The organism is Streptomyces sp. NPDC018000 (genome assembly GCF_044328025.1).
Lineage (GTDB): Bacteria > Actinomycetota > Actinomycetes > Streptomycetales > Streptomycetaceae > Streptomyces.
This window is the reverse complement of sequence record NZ_JBIRGM010000011.1, coordinates 167,205-188,668: the sequence shown is the minus strand read 5'-3', so window position 1 is coordinate 188,668 and position 21,464 is coordinate 167,205. Positions and strand designations below refer to the sequence as shown.

Here is a 21,464-nt window from a genome sequence, read left to right as displayed (position 1 = left end):
ACGGGGCCCTGCAGGAACGCCGTGACGCCTACCGGCACGCCTCGAAGACGAGCGTCAAGTACGGGGACCAGTCCGCGCAGCTCAAGGAGATCCGCTAAGGAGATCCGCGCCTTCGATCCGGAGCGTCAGGGCCGCTGGTCGTTCAGCTCCCAGCAGGCCACCCTGCGGCGCCTGGACAAGGCATTCCAGGCCTTCTTCAAGCGCGTGAAGGCAGGTCAGACCCCGGGCTACCCGCGCTTCAAGGGCGTCGGGCACTTCGACACGGTGACCTTCCCCAAGGACGGGGACGGGTGCCGCTGGGACTCCACCCCCGACGACCGGCAGACCCGGGTACGCCTGCAAGGCGTCGGGCATGTCCGGGTGCACCAGCACCGGTCCGTGCGCGGGCGCGTGAAGACGATCAGCATCAAGCGGGAAGGCCAGCGCTGGTACGTCGTCCTGGCCTGCGACGAGGTTCCCGTCGAGCCGCTGCCCGCGACCGGCTCGGTCGTCGGTATCGACATGGGCGTCACGCACTTCCTCACCACGTCCAACGGTGAGCACGTCGAGAACCCGCGCTTCCTTGCCGCGATGGCCGAGGAGTTGGCCGCAGCTCAGCAGCACCTTGCGACGTTCCCCAAACGCGCCCGGCGCCGCACGAAGAAGCACCGCGCCGCAGCCCGCAAGGTCGCCAAGATCCACGCGAAGATCCGGCGTCAGCGGCTCGACCACCACCACAAGCGGGCGAACGAGCTGATTCGCGATCACGACGTGATCGCCCACGAGAAGCTGAACACTGCCGGGATGACCAGAAGCCCGGCGCCCAAGCCCGACCCCGAGCGGCCCGGCGGTTTCCTGCCGAACGGGGCCGCCGCGAAGGCCGGACTCAACCGCAGCATCCTCGACGCGGGTTGGGGGCTGTTCCTGGAAATCCTGGCGCAGAAGGCTGAAAGTGCCGCTCGCCGCGTGATCCCGGTGGACGCCCGCAACACCTCCCGCACCTGCCCCGGCTGCGGGCACGTCGCGAAGGAGAACCGCACCACCCAAGCCGACTTCACGTGCACCGCGTGCGGCTTCACCGCCAACGCGGACCACGTCGGGGCAGTGAACGTCATCAACAGGGCCGGGCTGGTCCTCTGCGACGTGGCTTAGCCACCGACACAGGAAGCCCGCGACTTCAGTCGTGGGTGGAGTCACCACATCACGGTTCTCCGCAGCCGCAGCCGCAGCCGCAGCCGCAGCCGCAGCCCGTGACGGACGCGGTGACCGATGGCTCCGGCCCCTGAAAGCACTCCGCAGGCCCGCCGCCGCCCGAATGTGGGGCACTGGCTACGACCTCGGCACCGCGGGCCGCCCCGACCCGGGCTCAGGCCCTCACGCTCGCCCTCGTCACTGGCCCACCCTTCCGTCGACGCACTCGCGCAACAGGTCGGCGTGCCCGCAGTGACGGGCGTATTCCTCGACCCGATGCACCAGCAACTCCCGGACCGCGATCTTGTCCTTCCCCAGACGCTCGCTCAGATCCGGGTGCTCGGCCAGCGCGGCGTCGGTCGCGGCCTGCTCACGCTCCAGATCGGCGTACGCGGCGTCGACCAGGGCCTGATCGGCGACGGCTCCGTCGAAGTCCGCGTCACGCACGCCGTACAGCTTCGGGAGCGGATCGCCATCGCTGATCCAGTTGCGCCAGTCCCGTTCCGCCCTGGCGAGGTGACGGAGCAGACCGAGCAGCGACATCGTCGACGGCGGAACCGACCGCCGGGCCAACTGCTCCGCGTCCAGGCCCTCGCACTTCATCCGCAGGGTCAAGCGGTACCCCGACAGGAAGTCTTCCAGCGTCGCGAGCTCGCCGTCCGGACTGGTTCCGTTGTTGTTGCGGGGATCGTTGTCCGGGTCGGCCCACATATCGGGGTAGACGGTCGCCTGGCTCCATCGTGCGGGTTGATCACTCATACGCCCCATGCTCGTCCCCAACGACCCGAGTCCGCCACTGTTTTTGCGTTCTCAGGAGCCACGGCAACGACGGAGCCCACGCGCGCACCGTGGTCGCACGAAGTGCCGGTGGGCCTACCGGTTCCGGTCGCGCGTGGGTTATCCCTGGAACGGCGGCCCTGGACGGGGTCGTTTCCGTGGAGGTGGAAGGAGCCCTGCCATGACCGACTGGTACGTGGACGACCGCTGTACCAACTGCGACGTGGCCCGACAGTTCGCGCCCGAGCTGATCGTCGAGGAGGAAGGGGCGTCGCGGATTCTGCGGCAGCCGGGCGATGACGCGGAGAACCGGCGCTTACACGCCGCCGTCTTCGCCTGCCACACCCGCTCGATCCGCCTCGCGTCGGGGCAGCCGGACCCGGCGCTCGACCCGTTCCCGATGGCGCTGGACGACGGTGTACTGGTATGCGGGCACAACTCCCGGCGCACCGCCGGCGCCAACTCCTACCTGCTCCGGCGCCCCTCCGGCACGGTCATGATGATCGACACCCCGCGTTGGAGTCCCGGGCTCGCCGACCGGTACGCGGCGTCGGGTGCCGTCACCGATGTGCTGCTCACCCACCGCGATCACGCCGCGCACGGGCGCCGCTATGCCGACCACTTCGGCGCCCGGCTGTGGATTCACGAAGGCGACCTCGACGCGGCACCGGACGCGGACCGGGTGATCCGGGGGCTCGACCCCGTGGAGATCGGCGAGGGCGTCACCGCTCATCCGCTGCCCGGCCACACCCGGGGCAGCGTGCTCTACCTCGCGGACGGCCGGTACTGCTTCAGCGGCGACAGCTTCTACTGGTCGCGGACGACCGCTGATCTCGAAGTCGTGGAGAGCGTGACCTGGTACTCCATCGAGGAGTTGGCCGCCTCCCTGGCGAGGACGGCGGGACAGCTGCGGTTCGAGTGGGTGCTGCCCGGCCACGGCGACCGGCACCGTCTGGACGCAGACGAGATGTCCCGGCGACTGCGCGCACTGGCACAGCGCGCGGGACTGCTGCGACCCCAGCCGATCGACTTCACGGCCGTCCGCTGGTGAGGAGGCGCCGTCACGCACCGGCCGACGGCGCGGCCGAGGCGCGTTCGTCGGCGAGCTGCTCGCTCATCCGTTCAAGGACACGTTCGGCGACGGCGATCATAGGAGGCATCCGGGCGACACCGAGGAGAAACCGACGAGCCGGCTGAGAACGGCTGGTCACCCGTGTGACCAGCCGTTCGCCCCTGCCCATGTCACTTCAGTGCAGTGGGCCCGCGATTGCCGTGAGCGCGGCGAGGTGGCGCCGGTAAGCATGTGCTCCGTCCTCGGTCAGACGCAGCCAGGTCCGCGGCCGGCGTCCGACCTGCCCCTTCTCGACTGTCACCCAGCCCGCTTGCTCCAGGCGCGAGACCTGTTTCGACAAGGCGGAGTCGGTGATCTCCACGAGATCCCGCACGTAGGCGAACTCCGCCTTCTCCACAGCGGCGAGAGCTGCGACGATCGACAGACGCACAGCCGAGGCCAGAAGAGGGGCGAGTGCGTGTCGCGGGTGAGGGCCCTGTCCCGCGCCGACCGAGGTTTCCGGCATCATACGGCGCGCGCTTCCCGCCGGGCTGCCGCGGAGGCCGGCAGCGCGCATGCGAGAGCGGCCACGGCCGCGAAAGCGACACTGTCCACGAAGACCGTAAAGCCGAGCAGGAGGGTCAAGACGTAGGCAGCCGCCCAGGCGCCGATCACTTTGAGGTGCAGGCCGCCGTATCCGTGCGGAATCACAGGCTGTCGCGTGGCGAACAGAGACAGCCCCATGACCACGAAGGCATTCGCAAACGCGCTGACCAGTGCCATCGCCGGCCCGTGCCACAGCAGCACGGCAGGTACCAGGACCAGTTGCCAGACGGCGAACAGACACAGGTAGCTGACGTACCAACGACTTCGCACCCGTGCGGTCGCCTCGATCCGCGTAATCCCCTTCGCGGCTTACGTTCGAGGAGCCTCTGTCGGTCGAGCCGACCGGCCACCCATTCCTCTTGTTCGTCCACTTCTAGGGGTGGATAGAGGCAGGAGAAGACGAACCGGATGTACTCCTCGGTCTGAAGCAGCCCTGGCACCACCTGGTTCTCGTACCAGAGCAGCGTCACCGCCTCCCGCTCGTACTTCACGAAGTCCTGTACGAACGCAGGGAACCGCTCCTTCTTCGGCACCTTCGACACCGCGACCTGCAACACCCCTTTCGTGCCGAGCAATTCGTCGAGCTGTGCCGCGAAATCGGCCTGTAGGGGCCTGCGCCCCTGTTCGATCGATGCGATCGTGTCCTCGCCCACGCAGCACTGATCAGCCAGCGCCGTCTGTGTCATCCGTGCCGCTTTGCGGAACGTCGCCAACTGGGCGCCGATCAGGTGCCAGGACGTGATCCGCTTGTTCCTCTTTGCCGAGTGCATGAACTGCCTCTCCCCGTCGCGAAACCCGGATGACCCGTCGGGAGCCGTACAAGTGCGTTGTACGACTCGACGCGCTGATCAACGGTAGTGACTTTGTGTGACGTTGGCTGCGTGAACGAACCAACTCAACTCCCCCATTTCTGCGAGGCGTTCTACCGTCGCGAACGCCGTTCCGTGCCGCTCGTACGGAGGTTCGTGCGCGAGGCTCTGGTCGACTGGGCATGCGACGCCCGCGCCGACGACGTGCTGCTCTGCGTGAGCGAACTCGCCACCAATGCCCTGCGGCACGGCGTCCCGCCCGGTCGCGGATTCCGCCTCCACCTCTACCTGGAGCCGGCTGACGGCGTACTGCGTGTAGAGGTCCACGACAGCGGCGACGGGGAGGTGCGCCCCTCCGATTCGGGTGCGACGCCCGATGCGGAGAGCGGGCGGGGACTGCTGCTGGTGGCGGCACTCGCGGACAAGTGGGGAGTGGGGGAGCGGAACCCCGGCAAGGTGGTGTGGTGCGAGTTCGCGATGCGCGGACCGGGCCCGTGTCCCGAGCCGGCCGCAATCGATAACGGAAACGTACTTCTGGGAAGTGTGATTTCTTAATTCGCGCACGAAGGTGGTCGCTCCTCATGGCTGGGAAACCCCGCAATCTCGCCAAGCCGTCCGACATGTTCGCCCGGGACCGGGAGTGGAGCGAGCTCACCGCGTTCGCCGCCGATCCCGGCCCCGAGGCGACTCTCGGCGTTGTGTCGGGGCGGTGGCGGCAGGGAAAGTCGTTCCTCCTCGACTCGCTCGCCCGGGCTGCGGGCGGCTTCTACTTCTGTGCCTACGAGGCGACGGAGGCGGAGTCGCTGCGCTGGTTCGGGGAGCGTCGGCCATGCCGAGCCGTGGCAGTCGACAGCTGCTGCTCCGCGCTTCGCTCTTCCCCGGCGGCGCCGACCTGCGCACCCTGCGCGAAGCAGTGGGTCCAGGACTCACTCATGCGCACCGGTCAGAAACGGTATTCTCGCGGCATTCCGCCGTGCGCCCCGCCCCGCCCCGGTGACCGCGGGAGCGGTAAGGGACCGGCCGGAAGCCGTCCGCAAGGGTCTGGACCCCCCCGACCGGACCACACTCCGAGGCTGACACGAATGTGCAGCAGACCACAATCACCCTTTGTTGGATCCAAACAAAGACGGAGCCGTAAGAGCTGGCACTTCGCCTGCGTGCCGCCAAGCTTCTGTCCGGCTCCGCCAGGAAACAGGTCGGGAGACTGTACGGAGTCGACGGCAGGATTTACTTGTCCGGCTTCGTAGGGTCGATGCATGACCGTTGTGGACGAAACTCCGGGCGAGCCGAGTGACACCCGTGGCCGTGTGGCCGAACTGCTGGCGCTGCGTGAGCAGGCCCGGCGCGGACCGAGTGACCGCGCGACCGAGGCGCAGCACGCCAAGGGCAAGCTGACGGCGCGTGAGCGCATCGAGCTGCTGGTCGACCCGGGTTCGTTCAAGGAGGTCGAGCAGCTTCGCCGGCACCGGGCGACCGGCTTCGGCCTGGAGCAGAAGAAGCCCTACACCGACGGTGTCATCACCGGCTGGGGCACGGTCGACGGCCGCACGGTCTTCGTCTATGCACACGACTTCCGGATCTTCGGCGGCGCGCTGGGCGAGGCTCACGCCACCAAGATCCACAAGATCATGGACATGGCCATCTCGGCGGGTGCGCCGCTGGTGTCGTTGAACGACGGCGCGGGGGCCCGTATCCAGGAGGGCGTCTCGGCGCTGGCCGGGTACGGCGGCATCTTCCAGCGCAACACGCGGGCCTCGGGTGTCATCCCGCAGATCAGCGTGATGCTCGGCCCGTGCGCGGGCGGCGCGGCCTACAGCCCGGCGCTGACCGACTTCGTGTTCATGGTCCGCGAGACCTCCCAGATGTTCATCACCGGACCGGACGTCGTGAAGGCGGTCACCGGTGAGGAGATCAGCCAGAACGGCCTCGGCGGCGCCGATGTGCACGCCGAGACCTCGGGTGTCGCGCACTTCGCGTACGACGACGAGGAGACCTGCATCGCCGAGGTCCGCTACCTCATCGGGATGCTGCCGTCCAACAACCGGGAGAACCCGCCCATCGTGGCGAGCGACGACCCGGCCGACCGGCGCGGCGACGTCCTGCTGGACCTGGTGCCGGCCGACGGCAACCGCCCGTACGACATGCACAAGGTCATCGAGGAGCTCGTCGACGACGGCGACTACCTGGAGATCCACGAGCGCTGGGCCCGCAACATCATCTGCGCCCTGGCCCGTCTGGACGGCCAGGTCGTCGGCATCGTCGCCAACCAGCCGCAGTCCCTCGCCGGTGTCCTGGACATCGAGGCGTCGGAGAAGGCGGCCCGGTTCGTCCAGATGTGCGATGCATTCAACATCCCCATCGTCACTCTTTTGGACGTACCCGGCTTTCTGCCCGGGGTGGATCAGGAGCACGGTGGAATTATTCGGCACGGTGCGAAGCTCCTCTACGCGTACTGCAACGCCACTGTGCCGAGGATCTCGTTGATCCTGCGCAAGGCGTACGGCGGTGCGTACATCGTGATGGACAGCCAGTCCATCGGGGCGGATCTGACCTACGCCTGGCCGACCAACGAGATCGCGGTAATGGGCGCCGAAGGTGCCGCCAACGTCATCTTCCGTCGGCAGATCGCCGATGCCGAGGACCCGGAAGCCATGCGGACCCGCATGGTCAAGGAGTACAAGGCCGAACTGATGCACCCGTACTACGCCGCCGAGCGCGGCCTGGTCGACGACGTCATCGATCCTGCCGAGACCCGCGCGGTGCTGATCGCCTCGCTCGCCATGCTCCGCTCGAAGCACGCCGACCTGCCGTCCCGCAAGCACGGCAACCCCCCGCAGTAGTCCGCAGCTGCGCAGCAAACCTGCCGAGCCCGCGAAGACCTGCCGAGAAGACGGAGAAATCACCCATGAGCACTGCCACCGAGTCCGTGCTGCGTGTCGAGAAGGGTCTTGCCGACCCCGAAGAGCTGGCCGCCATAACCGCGGTCCTGCTCGCCCGCGCCGCCGCCCAGCCCGCAGCGACCCCAGCCCACCGTGGCCGCAGCACCGCAGGGTGGCGCCGCCTGGAGCGCACCCCGGGCTTCCGCGCCCCGCACTCCTGGCAGGGCTGACAGAGGCTCTCACACGTGAGGCCCCCGCACTCCCGAAGGAGTGCGGGGGCCTCACGTATTGCGCGACTTCCGGCCACGCTCCGTTCTCGTACGCCGGGCGGGCTCGAAGATCGAGCCCGCCCGGCGTACGAGAACAGGACGGCTACCGGACGACCCGGCGCGGTCGTTACCGCAACCGCGCCATCAGCGCATGCTCCACAAGCGTGATCAGCGCACTCTTGGCATCCGCACGGTGCCGCGCGTCCGTTGTGAGAATCGGGGTGTCGGGTCCGATCTGGAGTGCTTCGCGGACCTCGTCGGGGGTGTAGGGCTGGTGTCCGTCGAAGCCGTTGAGGGCGATGACGAAGGGGAGTCCGCTGTTCTCGAAGTAGTCGACTGCGGGGAAGCAGTCGGCGAGGCGGCGGGTGTCGACGAGGACGACGGCGCCGATGGCGCCGCGGACCAGGTCGTCCCACATGAACCAGAAGCGGTCCTGTCCGGGTGTACCGAAGAGGTACAGGATCAGGTCCTGGTCCAGGGTGATGCGGCCGAAGTCCATGGCCACCGTCGTGGTGGTCTTGTCCCCGGTGTGCGTCAGATCGTCGATGCCCGCGGACGCGGACGTCATCACGGCTTCGGTGCGCAGCGGATTGATCTCCGAAACGGCACCGACGAACGTGGTCTTACCCACGCCGAAGCCCCCTGCCACCACGATCTTCGCCGAGGTAGTGGAGCGGGCTGCTCCGCCGCTAGAGCTTGCGAAGTCCACTGAGCACCCTTTCGAGCAGTGTCACATCTGGCTGGCCGCCGGCGGACTCGTCGCCGCCGGGCTGATGGATAGCGACGAGTCCGGCCTCTGCCAGGTCGGCTACGAGGATCCGGGCAACGCCGAGCGGGATCGAGAGCAGTGCCGAAATCTCGGCGATTGACTTGATCTCGAAGCACAGCCGGCAGATCCGCTGGTGCTCGGGCAACTGCCCTTGCAGCCGGGACGGATCGGCCGTGGTACTGACCAACGCCTCAATGGCGAGTTGGTAGCGCGGTCGGGTCCGGCCGCCGGTCATGGCGTACGGACGGACCAGCGGATTGTGCGCGGCCGGTGGGGCCGGTGGGGCCGGATCGGGGGCCTGCCGCGGCTGCACAGGCTGAATGCGGGGCGACTGGGGCGAGTCGTAGCGGTGCGGCCGCTGCGGAGGCCACCCGGGACTCTGCTGGGCGCCCTGCGGCGGCTGCTGATACGGCTGATACGGCTGCTGTGTGCCCTGCCTGCTGGGTGTGGAGGGGAAGTTGAAACGATTGTCCCCGTGCTCACCCGGCACGTTCTGGCCACCGTCGTACCGGTGTCCGCCTGGGGGTGTTGCCACGATTCCTCCTCCGCCTGCCGGTCCCGATCCCAGTGGGTCCGCGCCACCGCACCTTATGGCTCGGTGGCGCGAAACGCACTGTCTGGTTACTAGTTAAGAAGACTTCCCTGAAGTTCGGCGCGGAGGTCCGGGGTGAGGACGCTGCCCGCACGATCGACAAGAAGGGCCATTTCGTACCCAACCAGACCGATGTCAGCGTCCGGATGCGCGAGAACGGCCAGCGAAGAGCCATCGGAGATGGACATGATGAAGAGGAACCCCCGCTCCATCTCAACAACCGTCTGATTCACGGCGCCGCCTTCGAAGATCCGGGAGGCGCCCGCGGTCAGCGAGGTCAGACCGGAGGCGACGGCCGCCAGCTGGTCCGCGCGGTCGCGCGGAAATCCTTCGGACATGGCCAGCAGGAGTCCGTCGGCGGAGACCACCACCGTGTGCGACACCCCGGGGGTGTTTTCCACGAAGTTGGTGATCAACCAGTTGAGATTCTGCGCCGCCTGGCTCATCGGGCTCACACTAACGCTCCTGGTTGTAGGTATTACTTGCGTCCGAACCCGCGTTACGTCCCCGCAGTACGCCGCGCCGCAGGTTGCTCAACCTGCCGCGGATGTCCTCGGGGGCGCGGGAGACCTGAGGGCCGTCCTGCAGGCTCTGCTCCGCCGTGCCCTCGACCAGATTGGCCTTGGGTACCCGCCGGGGAAGTCCGGACGAGGTGATCCCGCCCGCCTTCGGCTCCCGGAGCTGCTCGGCCCGCTCCCAGCGCTCGTCGTTCGCCGAGCGCCAGTCGTCGGAGCCGTTCCCGTCCTGCTGCGCGGGTGACTGCCGCTGCGGTGGCTGTTGCTGCGCGGCGACGGTCCGGTTGTTCCCGCGGCCGGTGGGCTGCCAGTGCTGCTGACCGCCCCGGCGCGGCAGACCGGCTTCGGTCAGCTCGTGGCCGGAGTTCGGGGTGGGCCCCGGACGGTCGAAGCCTACGCGTTCCTGCGGCTCGGCGGGGGTGCTCGGGGCAGATTCCGCTCCGGCCTCTGCCTGCGGCTCGTACGCGCCCTGGTGGGCGTTCTGATCCGGCCACTCGTCCTGGTGGGGCTGCGGGGTGAACTGCTCCTCGTGCGACGGCTGCGGGACCTCACCGGCCGCATACCCGGCCTCCGCATAACCGCCCTGATGAGCGTGGTCGGGCTGCTCGGCAAAGCCCGCGTCACCGCGGTAGGGGGCGTAGCCGCCCTCGTACGAAGCCTGCTCGTACTGCTCCTGCTGCCGGCCCTGCTGCGGCTCCTGGGCGTACCCGTTCTCGGCGTACTCGCCTTCGGCGTACCCGTTGCCGGCGTATTCGTTCCCGGCGGGCCGGTTCGCGGCGTACCCCTCCTGCGGGAACTGCGGGAACTGCGGGAACTGCGGCCGCTCGCCGGCCGTCTGCGCCTCCAGCGCGGCCCGGCGCTCCTCACGCATCAGTGAACGGCCCACCGGGTCCAGCTGTGAGGCGTCCACCGACGGTTGCTCGTAGCGCGAGTCGTCGAAGCCGAGTTCCGCCGCCGTGCGCATCTGGGGCTGGGACGGCTGCTGTTCGAAGGTCTGCTGCTGCGGAATGATCGAGGAGACGGTGAAGTCGTCCTGCGCGGCGGCCGATTCACCACCGCCACCATGGGTGATGGCATCCGGAAGCATGACCAGCGAGGTCGTTCCGGCCTGCTCGCCCGAGGGGCGCAGCTGGACCCGGATGCCGTGCCGGTCGGCGAGCCGGCCGACCACGAACAGACCCATCCGCTGGGACACCGAGGCGTCCACGATCGGCGGGTTGGCCAGCTTGTGGTTGATGTCGGCGAAGTCCTCGGCGGTGAGGCCGATGCCCTTGTCGTGGATCTCGATCATCACGCGGCTGTCGGGCAGCCGGGTCGCCGTGACCCGCACCTTGGTCTGCGGCGAGGAGAACGTGGTGGCGTTCTCCAGCAGCTCGGCCAGCAGGTGCACGAGGTCGGTGACGGACTGGCCGTGGATCTCGGTCTCCGGTACCCCGGAGAGCTCGATGCGCTCGTACGACTCCACCTCGGAGGAGGCGGCCCGCAACACGTCGACCAGCGGGACCGGCTGGTTCCAGCGGCGGCCCGGCTCCTCGCCGGCGAGGACGAGGAGGTTCTCGCCATTGCGGCGCATACGGGTGGCCAGGTGGTCCAGCCGGAAGAGGCTCGCCAGCTGGTCCGGGTCGGCCTCGTTGTTCTCCAGGTCGGTGATGAGGGTCAGCTGGCCCTCGATCAGCGACTGGTTGCGACGCGACAGGTTGGTGAAGATCGCGTTGACGTTGCCCCGCAGCATGGCCTGCTCGGCCGCCAGCCGGACCGCCTCGCGGTGCACCTGGTCGAAGGCGCGTGCCACCTCACCGATCTCGTCATGGCTGTCGATCGGGATCGGCTGGACGCGGGTGTCGACCCGGCCGGGGGCGGTCCTGGAGAGCTGGTCGACCAGCATCGGCAGCCGCTGCTCGGCGATCCCGAAGGCGGCTGTACGCAGCTGGCGCATCGAGCGGCTCATCTGCCGGGCCATCAGCCCGGCCAGGACGAAGGCGGCCAGCAGGGCGACGATCACGACGGCGGCATTGATGAGGGCATCGTTCTTGGCGCTGGACGAGATGTCCGCGGCCTCGGCCACCGCCTTGTCGACGAGCTCGTCCTCGATCGTGGCGTAGCCGTCGAACTTGGCGGTGGCGGCCGCCATCCAGGTCTCGGGTGTGATGCCCTTCGCAGCCAGCTTCTCGGGCGACTTGCCCTGCGCGATCTGCTGGGCCATGCCGTCGAAGACCGAGCCGTCGACACTGGGCGGCGCCACGAACGGGACACCCGCGGCGTCGGCCTGCTCCTCGGCCTTCTTCAGCTTCTTCGCGCCATCGGCCGACTTGGCGGCCATGACCTCCTTCAGCCGGGCCGCGTCGGCCTCCGTACCACCGGAGACGAACTCACCGAGGGCGATCTGCTCCATGTAGTTGTACGAGCCGAAAGCCTTGACCTGTGCGTCGAACTTGGCGCTCTCCTGACTCGGACGCACCAGGAGATGCATACCGATGGAGCGCTGAAGCGACTCCGCAGCCTTGGCGAGCTCGATCGCGTAGACCGTACGGCCATAGCTGGTGATGTTGCCGGTGCCCAGCCCCAGCTCATTGGAGAACTCCATCAGGGAGTGCTGCACCTGGACGTAGCCCTCTTCCGTCTTCACCGGGTCCATGGCCTCGGTGTAGGCGGCCTTGCGCAGGTCGGGGAGCTTGGGCTCCTCCAGCCGGAACAGCTCAAGACGCCGCTCCAGGCCCTGTTTCTTCGGCAGGTCCTTCACGGCCGCGTCGAACTCGGCCGCGGCCGCGTCGGTGGCGGCCCGGGCCTCGCTGACGACAGCGGCGTCACGCTTGTTCGACAACAGGGGCTGTGCGGTGAGGTCACGCTCGTTGAGGAGCGCCTGGCCGTACGCCGAAGCCGCACGCACGATCAGCGCGGTCTTCTCGGCGTCCTGAGCCTCTCGCCAGGTGTCGACGGACCCCTTCACCTGGAAGCCGCCCATGACCAGGCCGACCAGCACCGGAATCAGGAGGATCGCGTTCAGCCGGGTCGGCACCCGCCAGTTGCGCGGGGACATCCGGCTGCTGCTGCCACCGGACCTCACCGCCCCGGACACACCGGCAGGCGTCGCCGCGGCGCGCGGCGGCGGGGTGAAGTTGCCCCGCTCATGCTGCGCCGCGGAGCGCTCGTTGCTACGCCTCACTCGACCAACAACCTCTCGGCGTCGGCACCTACGTTGTGCCGTTTTTGTACAGGGCCGTACTACTAGGGAGTTCGTCGAATTCCAGCATGCGGACCGGTCGCGTTCCAAACAGTCGGAACCAGCCATTCCGAGTGGTACAGGCCTCGGATAAAACGGGCATAAAGAGCGAGCCCCGTCAAAAGGCGGGGCTCATGTGAGCGCAGCGGTACCGATCGTATGCATCGGGTGTTGAACGCGAGGCAATTCTCTGTCGAAACGTTATGAACACGGGGGTGGATCGTGTCAAAGGACACAGTCCACCCCCCGTTTGATCACGGTAACTTCCGTATATCAATACAGGTTTGTCACTACTTCAGCCGCGCCATCAGAGCGTGCTCCACGAGCGTGATGAGGCCGCTCTTGGCATCCGCACGGTGCCGCGCGTCCGTCGTGATGATCGGGGTGTCGGGTCCGATCTGGAGTGCTTCGCGGACCTCGTCGGGGGTGTAGGGCTGGTGTCCGTCGAAGCCGTTGAGGGCGATGACGAAGGGGAGTCCGCTGTTCTCGAAGTAGTCGACTGCGGGGAAGCAGTCGGCGAGGCGGCGGGTGTCGACGAGGACGACGGCGCCGATGGCGCCGCGGACCAGGTCGTCCCACATGAACCAGAAGCGGTCCTGTCCGGGTGTACCGAAGAGGTACAGGATCAGGTCCTGGTCCAGGGTGATACGGCCGAAGTCCATGGCGACGGTCGTCGTCTTGCCGCCGGTGTGCGTCAAGTCGTCGATGCCCGCGGACGCGGACGTCATCACGGCTTCGGTGCGCAGCGGGTTGATCTCCGAAACGGCACCGACGAACGTGGTCTTGCCCACGCCGAAGCCCCCTGCCACCACGATCTTCGCCGAGGTGGTGGAGCGGGCCGCACCGCCGCTAGAGCTTGCGAAGTCCACTGAGAACCCTTTCGAGCAGCGTCACATCCGGCGCGCCGCCGGCCTCTCCATTGCCCGGCTGGTGGATGGCCACCATGCCGGCTTCCGCCAGGTCCGCGACAAGAATCCGGGCCACACCGAGCGGCATCGACAGCAGCGCCGAGACCTCGGCCACCGACTTGACCTCGCGGCAGAGGTGGCAGATCCGCTGGTGCTCGGGGAGCAGCGTCGCCAGATGCGCGGGGTCGGCCGTGGTGGAGACCAACGCCTCAATGGCGAGCTGGTAGCGGGGCCGGGTCCGGCCGCCGGTCATGGCATACGGACGGACCAGCGGCTGGTCGCCTTCACCGTCGTACGACGCGTGGTGCAGTGCGCCGTACGGATCAGGTGAGGCGGGTGGCGGGGTCATGAATCCTCCGGGCGTGACAGCAGGGTGTCGGCTTGCCGTCTGTAGGGGCCGGTGGGGGGATCTGAGCGGCCGGACGGGCGAGGGATGAGGGCGTTACCTGGGCAATCGGGTCTGTCAGCGATCCATGGCGGCCTAGTGGAGCAGGCTGCCCTGGAGCTCGGCACGGAGGTCCGGGGTGAGGACGGTGCCCGCACGGTCGACCAGGAGTGCCATTTCGTACCCGACCAGACCGATGTCGGCGTCCGGGTGGGCCAGCACGGCCAGCGAGGAGCCGTCCGAAATGGACATCAGGAAGAGGAACCCGCGTTCCATCTCCACCACGGTCTGGCTGACGGCGCCGCCTTCGAAGATCCGGGAGGCGCCCGCGGTCAGCGAGGTCAGACCGGAGGCGACGGCCGCCAGCTGGTCCGCGCGGTCGCGCGGGAAACCTTCGGACATGGCCAGCAGGAGTCCGTCGGCGGAGACCACCACCGTGTGCGACACCCCGGGGGTGTTTTCCACGAAGTTGGTGATCAACCAGTTCAGATTCTGCGCGGCCTGACTCATCGGGCTCAACTAACGCTCCTGCTGGTGAGTGGGGCCAAGGGGGAAACTTCCGGTCGACTGGCCGTTGTTGGCCTGCCGTCCCTGCTGGATGCCCCGGCGGAGATTGGTCAACCGTCCGCGCACATCATCGGGCGCACGCGACACCTGAGGACCGGACTGGTGGTTCTGCTCCTGCGCGGTGCCCGGCACCAGATTGGCGCGAGGTACCCGGCGAGGCAGTCCGGAGGTGGTGATTCCGCCTGCCGCGGGGTTCTTGGCCCGCTCCGCCTGCCGGACGAGTTCGTCGTTCGGCGAGGGGCGCCAGGAGCTTGTAGTGGCGTCGGCGTCGCCGCCGTCGCGGCCCGGCGCGGGGCGCTCCTGGGCCGGCTGCTGCGGAACAACGGGCGGCTGCGGCTCGGCGGGCGGCTGCGGCTCGGCGGGCAACTGCTGGCCGCCCTGCTGCGGGCCGTGGAACCAGTTCGTCTCCAGGGTGTCGTACAGCGGCGTACGACCGTCCCCGGGCCCTGCCGGAGGCAGCGCCTCGGGCTGCGGCTGCGACGGCAGGACCGGGCGGTGCTGCGCGTCACCGTCGGGTGTGGCGGACGGACGCGGGGCAACGAAGTCCCCGTTGTCCCGGCCGCGCTGACGCGGTGCCGGCAGGCCCTGGTCCTGCACCCGAGCGGGCTGCGGCTGTCCGAAGTCGGGGCGGGCGAACTGCGCGGTGCTCGCCGGGTCCTGCGGGGCCGGAGCCTGCGGGGCCGGAGCCGAGAAGTCGGGGCGGGCGAACTCGGCGGTGGAGCCGGGGCCCTGCCGGTCGTCCATGGGCGGCCGCGCGGTGAGCGGCGGGCTCATCGGCCGCTGGAACCGGCCGGTGGACTCGGGCTCCTCGTGACCGCGCGGGGCGTCCAGCGGAGTAGGCCGCGGCGCGGACAGCTCTTCGGTGCCCCAGCTGGTGGTCTGCGGGTGCTGCGGCACGGGGTATCCCCTGCTCGAAGAGCTTGGGAAGGGGTTGCCACCGGGCAGCTCGGCACGTGGACCGCCGACCGGGGGCAGCTGACGACCGGGGTCGACCGGGCCGCCGGGCTGTTGGAAGCCGCCCTGGCCGGCCGGGTTCTGCCGGGCCTGCCACGAGGTCGGGCCGTTCGATCGGTCCTGCTGGTCGCTGCGGTCCTGGCGGTTCGGACCCTCGCGGTGATGGGCCTGTCGGTTCTGGTTGAACAGATCGGGCTGGGACGAGTCCGTACGGCCCGTTCCGTCACCCTGGCGGCGGGCGCCGAGCCGGGCACCGTTGCCGAAGGCACCGGCGAGGCCGCCGCCCTGACGCTGCGGCTGCTGGCGCGAGGTGTCCTGAGGGCCGGTGTGGGACAGCCCGGCGGACTGGAAGCCGGCGTTCTGCTGATCCGACTGACCCGGCTGACCCTTTTGGTCCTTCCTGTTCTGCTTGTTCTGCTTGTCCCGCTTGTTCTGCTGTCGGCGGGGGCCGCCGTCACGCGTGGGCAGCGCGGCACGCGGACCGGAGCCCGCACCGACCTGACCGCGCGCGGAACCCGGGCCCGCGGCGAGCTGGTCGGCCGGGGCCGACGGAGCGCCTCCGAGGCCGGGACCGGAGCCGTTGCCCGCGCCCGCACCGCCGAGCAGACCGCCGGGGGCGGAAGGCTGCTGCTGCCCCGGTCCCGGCTTGGGAGCCGGCTGCTTGCCACCGTGCGCGACATCGACGGGGAGCATGACCAGCGCAGTCGTACCACCGGAGTCGGAGGGCCGCAGCTGGATCCGGATGCCGTGACGCAAGGACAGCCGGCCGACCACGAACAGACCCATGCGGCGGGAGACCGAGACGTCCACGGTGGGCGGCGAGGCGAGCCGCTCGTTGATCGCCGCGAGATCCTCGGGGGAGAGACCGATGCCGGTGTCGTGGATCTCGACCAGCACCCGCCCGTCGGGCAGCGCGTGACCGGTGACCTTGACCTTCGTCTGCGGCGAGGAGAACGACGTGGCGTTCTCCAGCAGCTCGGCGAGCAGGTGCACGAGGTCGTTGACGACGCGGCCCGCGACCTCGGTGGCGGGCACCGCGGCCAGTTCGATGCGCTCGTACTGCTCCACCTCGGAGGCGGCGGCACGGAGCACGTCGACCAGCGGGACGGGGCGGGTCCACCGACGGCCCGGCTCCTCACCCGCGAGGACGAGGAGGTTCTCGCCGTTACGGCGCATACGGGTCGCGAGGTGGTCGAGCTTGAAGAGCGAGGACAGCTGGTCCGGGTCGGCCTCGCGCGACTCCAGTTCGGAGATGAGCGAGAGCTGACGCTGGATGAGGCCCTGGCTGCGGCGCGAGAGGTTGGTGAACATCGCGTTGACGTTGCCTCGCAGGAGGGCCTGTTCGGCGGCGAGGCGGACGGCCTCGCGGTGCACGTCGTCGAAGGCCGCGGCCACCTTGCCGATCTCGTCCCGGGAGTGCACACCGACCGACTCGACCGAGGTGTCGACGTCCTGCGGGTCGGCCTCGGAGAGCTGCTTGACGAGCTCGGGCAGCCGGTCCTGGGCGACGCGCGTAGCAGTGTCCTGCAGCCGCCGCAGCGAGCGGATCATCGACCGGGCGACGACGAAGGCGCCGACCAGCGAGACGCCGAGCACCAGCAGGATGAGCGCACCGCTGACGATCGCTTCGCGCTTCGACTCGTCGCGGAGCTCGCGGGCCTTGCTCTCCATGTCGCTGAGGAGGGTCTGCTCGATGGTCTTCATCGCCTGGATCTTGGTGGAGCTCTGGTCGTACCAGTCCAGGTAGGAACGCCGCGGCATGCCGTCCATGCCGGAGGGGCTGTCCAGGACCTTCTTCGCGTAGGCCTCGGAAGCCTTGATCTCCGGGTTGCCCTCCTGCAGCGTGGCGATCAGCTCTTCGGCGTTGTTGCCGGTCGCCGTGTAGACCGTCTTGAAGGAGCGGAGCGCAGCTTCTTCCTTGCGCAGCGCGGCGCGGCCGAACTGCTGGTCGTTCTCGTCGAGGTGCGACTCCTTGTCGTTGCCGGCGGGCAGCGACGCGGCGATGACAGCCCGCTGGACCGAGGCGTACTCCTTGGCGGAGGAGAAGGCCGCCAGCGCCCGGGTCCGCTTGATCATCTCCGAGTTGCTGGTCGCCTGCGCCATGTCCTGCGAGAGGCTCAGCAGCGAGGTGATCAGCTGGCTGTACTGGTCGATGGTCTGGAGGCTCGGGGAGCCCTCGGCGTACGCCGTCTTGCGGATCTCGCGGATCGAGGTCAGCTGGCTGGCGATCTGATGGACGCTCGAGTAGATGCCCTCGAGGGACTCGTCGCCCGACGGGTCGCCGATCTCCTCCGTCGCGTCGAGGAACGCCGCCTTCGCCCGGTCGGTCTGCTTGCGGGGCTGGGTGACCTTGAAGTCGTCGGCCTTCACTCCGTTGGACATCGGACCGGCCGAGCTGTCGCGCTCCGCCTGGAGCGCCTGGGCGAGCGTGGTCGCCTGCTTGGTCATCTTGGTCAGCAGCTGCATGTGATCCAGCTGCTGGATGTCGTTCATGGAGTCGTTGATCCGCAGTCCGCCCAGCGTGGTCGCTGCGACCACGGGAAGGGCGAGCAGAGAGACCAGACGCGTACTGATCCGCCAGTTGCGAATAGCTGCTCGCGAGCCTGTGCTGACGGAGGCCCGGGGCTTGGGCGACGAGATCGGATCGGCACCAGTGCTTGCCGTGGCACCCGGGCCCCGGTCGCGGTCACCGCCGTCGCCGGCTGAGGCCGGTCCGGGGTTCTGGGCGTGCTGGGGCGAGGAACCGCGGTTGCTCCCGCCGTGCGGCTCCTGTTCCGCCGCAGCGCTGCCATCCCTCTTGAAACGTCCCTGCACTAGCGTCGCAACCTCTGGACCAGGCGTCCCTCCGTGCGAAGACGGGTGGGACGGTGTCGGCGTCGTGGGGCGTTGTGCCCGCCCCTGGTGGTCGTGAGTGACCGGCGCTCTTCCCCTTCCCGCGGCCACTCGGCGCTCCGTTGCGCCCCTGCGCGCCGGCCCTGAAACCCGCGGCGGTTCGTGGAATTCCAGCACAGTGCTGGATCTCCAACAAGGGGCCCGTACCGGGCTGCGACCCAGGTGACACGTTGTGATGAGTGAGTGACGAGCCGTGGATCGCATTCAAGGGCAAAGCGGACTGACAAGGATGAATCGACGAGGGGTGAAGGGTGTCCCAGTCGCCATGATCAGGAGCGGAATGGATCATTCAGTGATGCAATGTCCGTTTCCGCTGGGGCGATCGGCCGCCCGAAATAGGGTAATTGTCGATGTGATCGTGAGGAAACTCACATGATGATCGTCGTCTCATCCGGGCTTTCGAAGGGAATTGAATGTTTAGCCTGACGCTTTAAAGGGATGGCACATCCGAAAACCGGCGCCCCTCCGGGCGGCGCCCGTACCGACAGGGTCCGAACGGCAGATGAAGACGACGATGATGTTCCGCAACATTGCCAACCCCCGGCGCACCACGCTGGCGCACCTCAAGGACGCCGACGAGCTGCAGACGCGGGAACTGCCGGAGCACGCCGTCGACCTGCCGACCCAGACGGCCAACCCCCGCCGCACCATCCTCATGCAAGCCCCGGCCGCGGCAGCCGTGGCAGCCTCGGAGTAGGTCCGATGCGCGCGTTGTCTCCCCTCACCCGCGTTAGCCTGGAGCGTCAGTCTTCAGCCAGTAAGCAAGTGAGGGGCGACAGCATCCCGTGCGCATCGCCAGGTTCTCCATCGACGGCAATGTCGCCTTCGGCGCCGTCGAGGGCGAGGGGCCCGATGGTCTCGTCCTCGACATCATCAAGGGCATTCCGTACGCCGAGTTCGAGCTCTCCGGCACCAAGGTCCCGCTGAGCAAGGTCCGCCTTCTGCCTCCGGTGCTCCCCAACAAGGTCGTGGCCATCGGCCGCAACTACGCGGAGCACGCCGCAGAGCTGGGCAACGAGGTACCGGACGTCCCCGTCGCCTTCTTCAAGCCCACCACCTCGGTGATCGGCTCCGGCGACGCCATCGAGTACCCCTCCTTCTCCCATGAGCTCCACCACGAGGCCGAACTGGCCGTGGTCATCGGCCGTATGTGCCGCGAAGTGCCGCGTGAGCGCGTGAAGGACGTCATCTTCGGCTACACCTGCGCCAATGACGTCACCGCCCGCGACGCCCAGAGGCGTGAGAAGCAGTGGGCCCGGGCCAAGGGCTTCGACACGTCCTGCCCGCTCGGCCCCTGGGTGGAGACCGACCTCGACCCCAGCGACCTGACCATTCAGGCCACGGTCAACGGCGAGCAACGCCAACTGGGCCGTACGAGCGACATGATCCGCTCGATCGAGGATCTGGTCGTCCACATCACGGAAGCCATGACGCTGCTCCCGGGCGATGTGATCCTCACCGGCACTCCCGCAGGGGTCGGACCCCTCCATGTCGGCGACGAGGTCGCCGTCACCATCGAAGGCATCGGCACTCTCACCAACAAGGTGATCAAGCGTGGTTAACGCACCTTTCCCCAAGCTCTCGGCTCCGCTCGAGCAGGGGACACCCCATCGTGTACGTTTCTGTCCCTCCCCGACCGGCAACCCCCATGTGGGCCTGGTCCGCACCGCCCTCTTCAACTGGGCCTTCGCCCGGCACCACGGCGGCACCCTGGTCTTCCGCATCGAGGACACCGACGCGGCCCGCGACTCCGAGGACTCCTACAACCAGCTCCTGGACTCGATGCGCTGGCTCGGCTTCGACTGGGACGAGGGCCCCGAGGTCGGCGGCCCGCACGCCCCGTACCGCCAGTCGCAGCGTATGGACATCTACAAGGATGTCGCCGAGAAGCTTCTCGCAGGCGGGTACGCGTACCACTGCTACTGCACCACCGAGGAGCTCGACGTCCGCCGCGACGCCGCCCGCGCCGCCGGCAAGCCGTCCGGCTACGACGGCCACTGCCGCGACCTCACGGCCGAGCAGATCGCCGCGTACAAGGCCGAGGGCCGCACCTCCATCGTCCGCTTCCGGATGCCCGACGAGGCACTCACCTTCACCGACCTGGTCCGCGGCGAGCTGACCTTCCAGCCGGAGAACGTGCCGGACTACGGCATCGTCCGCGCCAACGGCGCCCCGCTCTACACGCTGGTCAACCCGGTCGATGACGCGCTGATGGAGATCACCCACGTCCTGCGCGGCGAGGACCTGCTCTCCTCCACCCCGCGCCAGCTCGCTCTCTACAAGGCGCTCATCGAGCTGGGCATCGCCAAGGGCACCCCCGCCTTCGGCCACCTTCCGTATGTCATGGGCGAGGGCAACAAGAAGCTCTCCAAGCGCGACCCGCAGGCCTCGCTCAACCTCTACCGCGAGCGCGGCTTCCTGCCCGAGGGACTGCTCAACTACCTCTCCCTGCTGGGCTGGTCCATCGCCGAGGACCGCGACATCTTCTCCATCGAGGAGATGGTGGCCGCGTTCGACATCGAGGACGTCAACGCCAACCCGGCGCGCTTCGACCTGAAGAAGTGCGAGCACATCAACGCCGAGCACATCCGCAAGCTGGATGTGAAGACGTTCACCGAGGCGTGCGGCCCCTGGCTGAAGGCCCCGTTCGCCCCGTGGGCGCCGGAGTCCTTCGACGCGGACCAGTTCGCGGCGATCGCCCCGCACGCCCAGACACGCGTCACGGTCCTCTCGGACATCACGGCCAACGTCGACTTCCTCTTCCTCGACGAGCCGGCCACCGACGAGGCGTCCTGGGCCAAGGCGATGAAGGAAGGCTCCGATGCGCTGCTCGTCACGGCCCGTGCCAAGCTGGCCGACGCCGAGTGGAACGCCGACGCCCTGAAGAACGCCATCCTCACCGCCGGCGAGGAGCACGGCCTGAAGCTCGGCAAGGCCCAGGCCCCGGTCCGCGTCGCCGTCACCGGCCGCACGATCGGCCTGCCGCTCTTCGAGTCCCTGGAAATCCTGGGCCGGGAGAAGACCCTGGCCCGCATCGACGCCGCACTGGCCAAGCTGGCCGCGTAGCGGCTTCGCATCAGCACGATGGGGTGGTTGCTCGG

19 protein-coding genes and 2 pseudogenes are annotated in these 21,464 nt (G+C 68.5%); 9 read left to right on the top strand and 12 right to left on the bottom strand.

The window, feature by feature from the left end; translation table 11 throughout:
* A pseudogene (locus ACH4EW_RS22650) lies at nt 1–1,131 on the top strand (RNA-guided endonuclease InsQ/TnpB family protein); the annotation flags it as partial.
* 237 nt (nt 1,132–1,368) lie between these two features.
* Here ACH4EW_RS22650 and ACH4EW_RS22645 read toward each other — a convergent pair.
* Nucleotides 1,369–1,938 carry a DinB family protein gene (locus ACH4EW_RS22645; RefSeq protein WP_398259551.1) on the bottom strand — a complete coding sequence of 190 codons (570 nt, stop codon included), beginning with the start codon at nt 1,936–1,938 and terminating at the stop codon, nt 1,369–1,371.
* 190 nt (nt 1,939–2,128) lie between these two features.
* Here ACH4EW_RS22645 and ACH4EW_RS22640 point away from each other — a divergent pair, with 190 nt between their 5' ends.
* Complete coding sequence (locus ACH4EW_RS22640; protein WP_398259549.1) at nt 2,129–2,998, top strand: MBL fold metallo-hydrolase; 870 nt, start codon at nt 2,129–2,131, stop codon at nt 2,996–2,998.
* Nucleotides 2,999–3,194: 196 nt separating this feature from the next.
* Here ACH4EW_RS22640 and ACH4EW_RS22635 read toward each other — a convergent pair whose 3' ends face one another.
* The 3 genes from ACH4EW_RS22635 to ACH4EW_RS22625 all read right to left on the bottom strand — a co-directional run bounded on the left by ACH4EW_RS22635 (nt 3,195) and on the right by ACH4EW_RS22625 (nt 4,374).
* A complete protein-coding gene (locus ACH4EW_RS22635) occupies nt 3,195–3,449 on the bottom strand; it encodes a winged helix-turn-helix domain-containing protein (RefSeq protein ID WP_398259547.1) in 255 nt (84 codons plus the stop codon).
* A gap of 74 nt (nt 3,450–3,523) precedes the next feature.
* A complete protein-coding gene (locus ACH4EW_RS22630) occupies nt 3,524–3,709 on the bottom strand; it encodes a hypothetical protein (RefSeq protein WP_398259545.1) in 186 nt (61 codons plus the stop codon).
* Nucleotides 3,706–4,374 carry a Scr1 family TA system antitoxin-like transcriptional regulator gene (locus tag ACH4EW_RS22625; protein WP_398259543.1) on the bottom strand — a complete coding sequence of 223 codons (669 nt, stop codon included), beginning with the start codon at nt 4,372–4,374 and terminating at the stop codon, nt 3,706–3,708. Before ACH4EW_RS22625 ends, ACH4EW_RS22630 begins: the two co-directional genes overlap by 4 nt.
* 111 nt (nt 4,375–4,485) lie before the next feature.
* Here ACH4EW_RS22625 and ACH4EW_RS22620 point away from each other — a divergent pair, with 111 nt between their 5' ends.
* The 4 genes and pseudogenes from ACH4EW_RS22620 (at nt 4,486) to ACH4EW_RS22605 (ending at nt 7,522) form a co-directional block, all read left to right on the top strand.
* On the top strand, nt 4,486–4,968 hold the full coding sequence (locus ACH4EW_RS22620; RefSeq protein ID WP_398259541.1) for an ATP-binding protein: 483 nt from the start codon (nt 4,486–4,488) through the stop codon (nt 4,966–4,968).
* Between the two features lie 65 nt (nt 4,969–5,033).
* Nucleotides 5,034–5,231: pseudogene (locus ACH4EW_RS22615) on the top strand (ATP-binding protein); the annotation flags it as partial.
* Between the two features lie 438 nt (nt 5,232–5,669).
* On the top strand, nt 5,670–7,253 hold the full coding sequence (locus ACH4EW_RS22610) for an acyl-CoA carboxylase subunit beta (protein ID WP_398259539.1): 1,584 nt from the start codon (nt 5,670–5,672) through the stop codon (nt 7,251–7,253).
* A gap of 65 nt (nt 7,254–7,318) precedes the next feature.
* A complete protein-coding gene (locus ACH4EW_RS22605; protein WP_362203972.1) occupies nt 7,319–7,522 on the top strand; it encodes an acyl-CoA carboxylase subunit epsilon in 204 nt (67 codons plus the stop codon).
* A gap of 166 nt (nt 7,523–7,688) precedes the next feature.
* Here the strand turns inward: ACH4EW_RS22605 and ACH4EW_RS22600 are convergent, their stop codons facing one another.
* From ACH4EW_RS22600 to ACH4EW_RS22565, 8 genes are all read right to left on the bottom strand, one after another.
* The gene (locus ACH4EW_RS22600; protein ID WP_014048542.1) at nt 7,689–8,270 is read right to left on the bottom strand and encodes an ATP/GTP-binding protein; all 582 of its coding nucleotides are present in this window, start codon (nt 8,268–8,270) and stop codon (nt 7,689–7,691) included.
* The gene (locus ACH4EW_RS22595; RefSeq protein WP_398259537.1) at nt 8,251–8,865 is read right to left on the bottom strand and encodes a DUF742 domain-containing protein; all 615 of its coding nucleotides are present in this window, start codon (nt 8,863–8,865) and stop codon (nt 8,251–8,253) included. Before ACH4EW_RS22595 ends, ACH4EW_RS22600 begins: the two co-directional genes overlap by 20 nt.
* 89 nt (nt 8,866–8,954) lie before the next feature.
* Nucleotides 8,955–9,368, bottom strand: a complete 414-nt coding sequence (locus tag ACH4EW_RS22590) for a roadblock/LC7 domain-containing protein (protein ID WP_398259535.1) — start codon at nt 9,366–9,368, stop codon at nt 8,955–8,957.
* Nucleotides 9,369–9,378: 10 nt separating this feature from the next.
* Entirely contained in the window at nt 9,379–12,600 is a 3,222-nt protein-coding gene (locus ACH4EW_RS22585; RefSeq protein ID WP_398259533.1) for a nitrate- and nitrite sensing domain-containing protein, read from the bottom strand.
* 347 nt (nt 12,601–12,947) lie between these two features.
* Complete coding sequence (locus ACH4EW_RS22580) at nt 12,948–13,526, bottom strand: GTP-binding protein (RefSeq protein ID WP_398259531.1); 579 nt, start codon at nt 13,524–13,526, stop codon at nt 12,948–12,950.
* On the bottom strand, nt 13,507–13,914 hold the full coding sequence (locus tag ACH4EW_RS22575; RefSeq protein ID WP_037689955.1) for a DUF742 domain-containing protein: 408 nt from the start codon (nt 13,912–13,914) through the stop codon (nt 13,507–13,509). Before ACH4EW_RS22575 ends, ACH4EW_RS22580 begins: the two co-directional genes overlap by 20 nt.
* Nucleotides 13,915–14,046: 132 nt before the next feature.
* Nucleotides 14,047–14,460 (bottom strand): roadblock/LC7 domain-containing protein, encoded by a 414-nt coding sequence (locus tag ACH4EW_RS22570; RefSeq protein ID WP_398259575.1) that lies wholly within the window; start codon nt 14,458–14,460, stop codon nt 14,047–14,049.
* Between the two features lie 9 nt (nt 14,461–14,469).
* A complete protein-coding gene (locus tag ACH4EW_RS22565; RefSeq protein WP_398259529.1) occupies nt 14,470–18,285 on the bottom strand; it encodes a nitrate- and nitrite sensing domain-containing protein in 3,816 nt (1,271 codons plus the stop codon).
* A gap of 580 nt (nt 18,286–18,865) precedes the next feature.
* Between ACH4EW_RS22565 and ACH4EW_RS22560 the strand changes: the two genes are divergently transcribed.
* From ACH4EW_RS22560 to gltX, 3 genes are all read left to right on the top strand, one after another.
* Nucleotides 18,866–19,060, top strand: coding sequence for a hypothetical protein (locus tag ACH4EW_RS22560; RefSeq protein ID WP_398259527.1), 195 nt, complete (start codon nt 18,866–18,868; stop codon nt 19,058–19,060).
* 88 nt (nt 19,061–19,148) lie between these two features.
* Entirely contained in the window at nt 19,149–19,925 is a 777-nt protein-coding gene (locus tag ACH4EW_RS22555) for a fumarylacetoacetate hydrolase family protein (RefSeq protein ID WP_398259525.1), read from the top strand.
* A complete protein-coding gene (gene gltX, locus ACH4EW_RS22550; protein ID WP_398259523.1) occupies nt 19,918–21,429 on the top strand; it encodes a glutamate--tRNA ligase in 1,512 nt (503 codons plus the stop codon). The genes ACH4EW_RS22555 and gltX overlap by 8 nt, the downstream gene beginning before the upstream one ends.
* The last annotated feature ends 35 nt before the right edge of the window (nt 21,430–21,464 follow it).

Excerpts from the sequence above, each read along its gene's own strand:
- ACH4EW_RS22640 (WP_398259549.1), top strand. The coding sequence starts at position 2,129 with ATGACCGACTGGTACGTGGACGACCGCTGTACCAACTGCGACGTGGCC.
- ACH4EW_RS22645 (WP_398259551.1), bottom strand. The coding sequence starts at position 1,938 with ATGGGGCGTATGAGTGATCAACCCGCACGATGGAGCCAGGCGACCGTC.
- ACH4EW_RS22590 (WP_398259535.1), bottom strand. The coding sequence starts at position 9,368 with ATGAGCCAGGCGGCGCAGAATCTCAACTGGTTGATCACCAACTTCGTG.
- ACH4EW_RS22610 (WP_398259539.1), top strand. The coding sequence starts at position 5,670 with ATGACCGTTGTGGACGAAACTCCGGGCGAGCCGAGTGACACCCGTGGC.
- ACH4EW_RS22605 (WP_362203972.1), top strand. The coding sequence starts at position 7,319 with ATGAGCACTGCCACCGAGTCCGTGCTGCGTGTCGAGAAGGGTCTTGCC.
- ACH4EW_RS22560 (WP_398259527.1), top strand. The coding sequence starts at position 18,866 with ATGAAGACGACGATGATGTTCCGCAACATTGCCAACCCCCGGCGCACC.
- ACH4EW_RS22570 (WP_398259575.1), bottom strand. The coding sequence starts at position 14,460 with ATGAGTCAGGCCGCGCAGAATCTGAACTGGTTGATCACCAACTTCGTG.
- ACH4EW_RS22625 (WP_398259543.1), bottom strand. The coding sequence starts at position 4,374 with ATGCACTCGGCAAAGAGGAACAAGCGGATCACGTCCTGGCACCTGATC.
- ACH4EW_RS22575 (WP_037689955.1), bottom strand. The coding sequence starts at position 13,914 with ATGACCCCGCCACCCGCCTCACCTGATCCGTACGGCGCACTGCACCAC.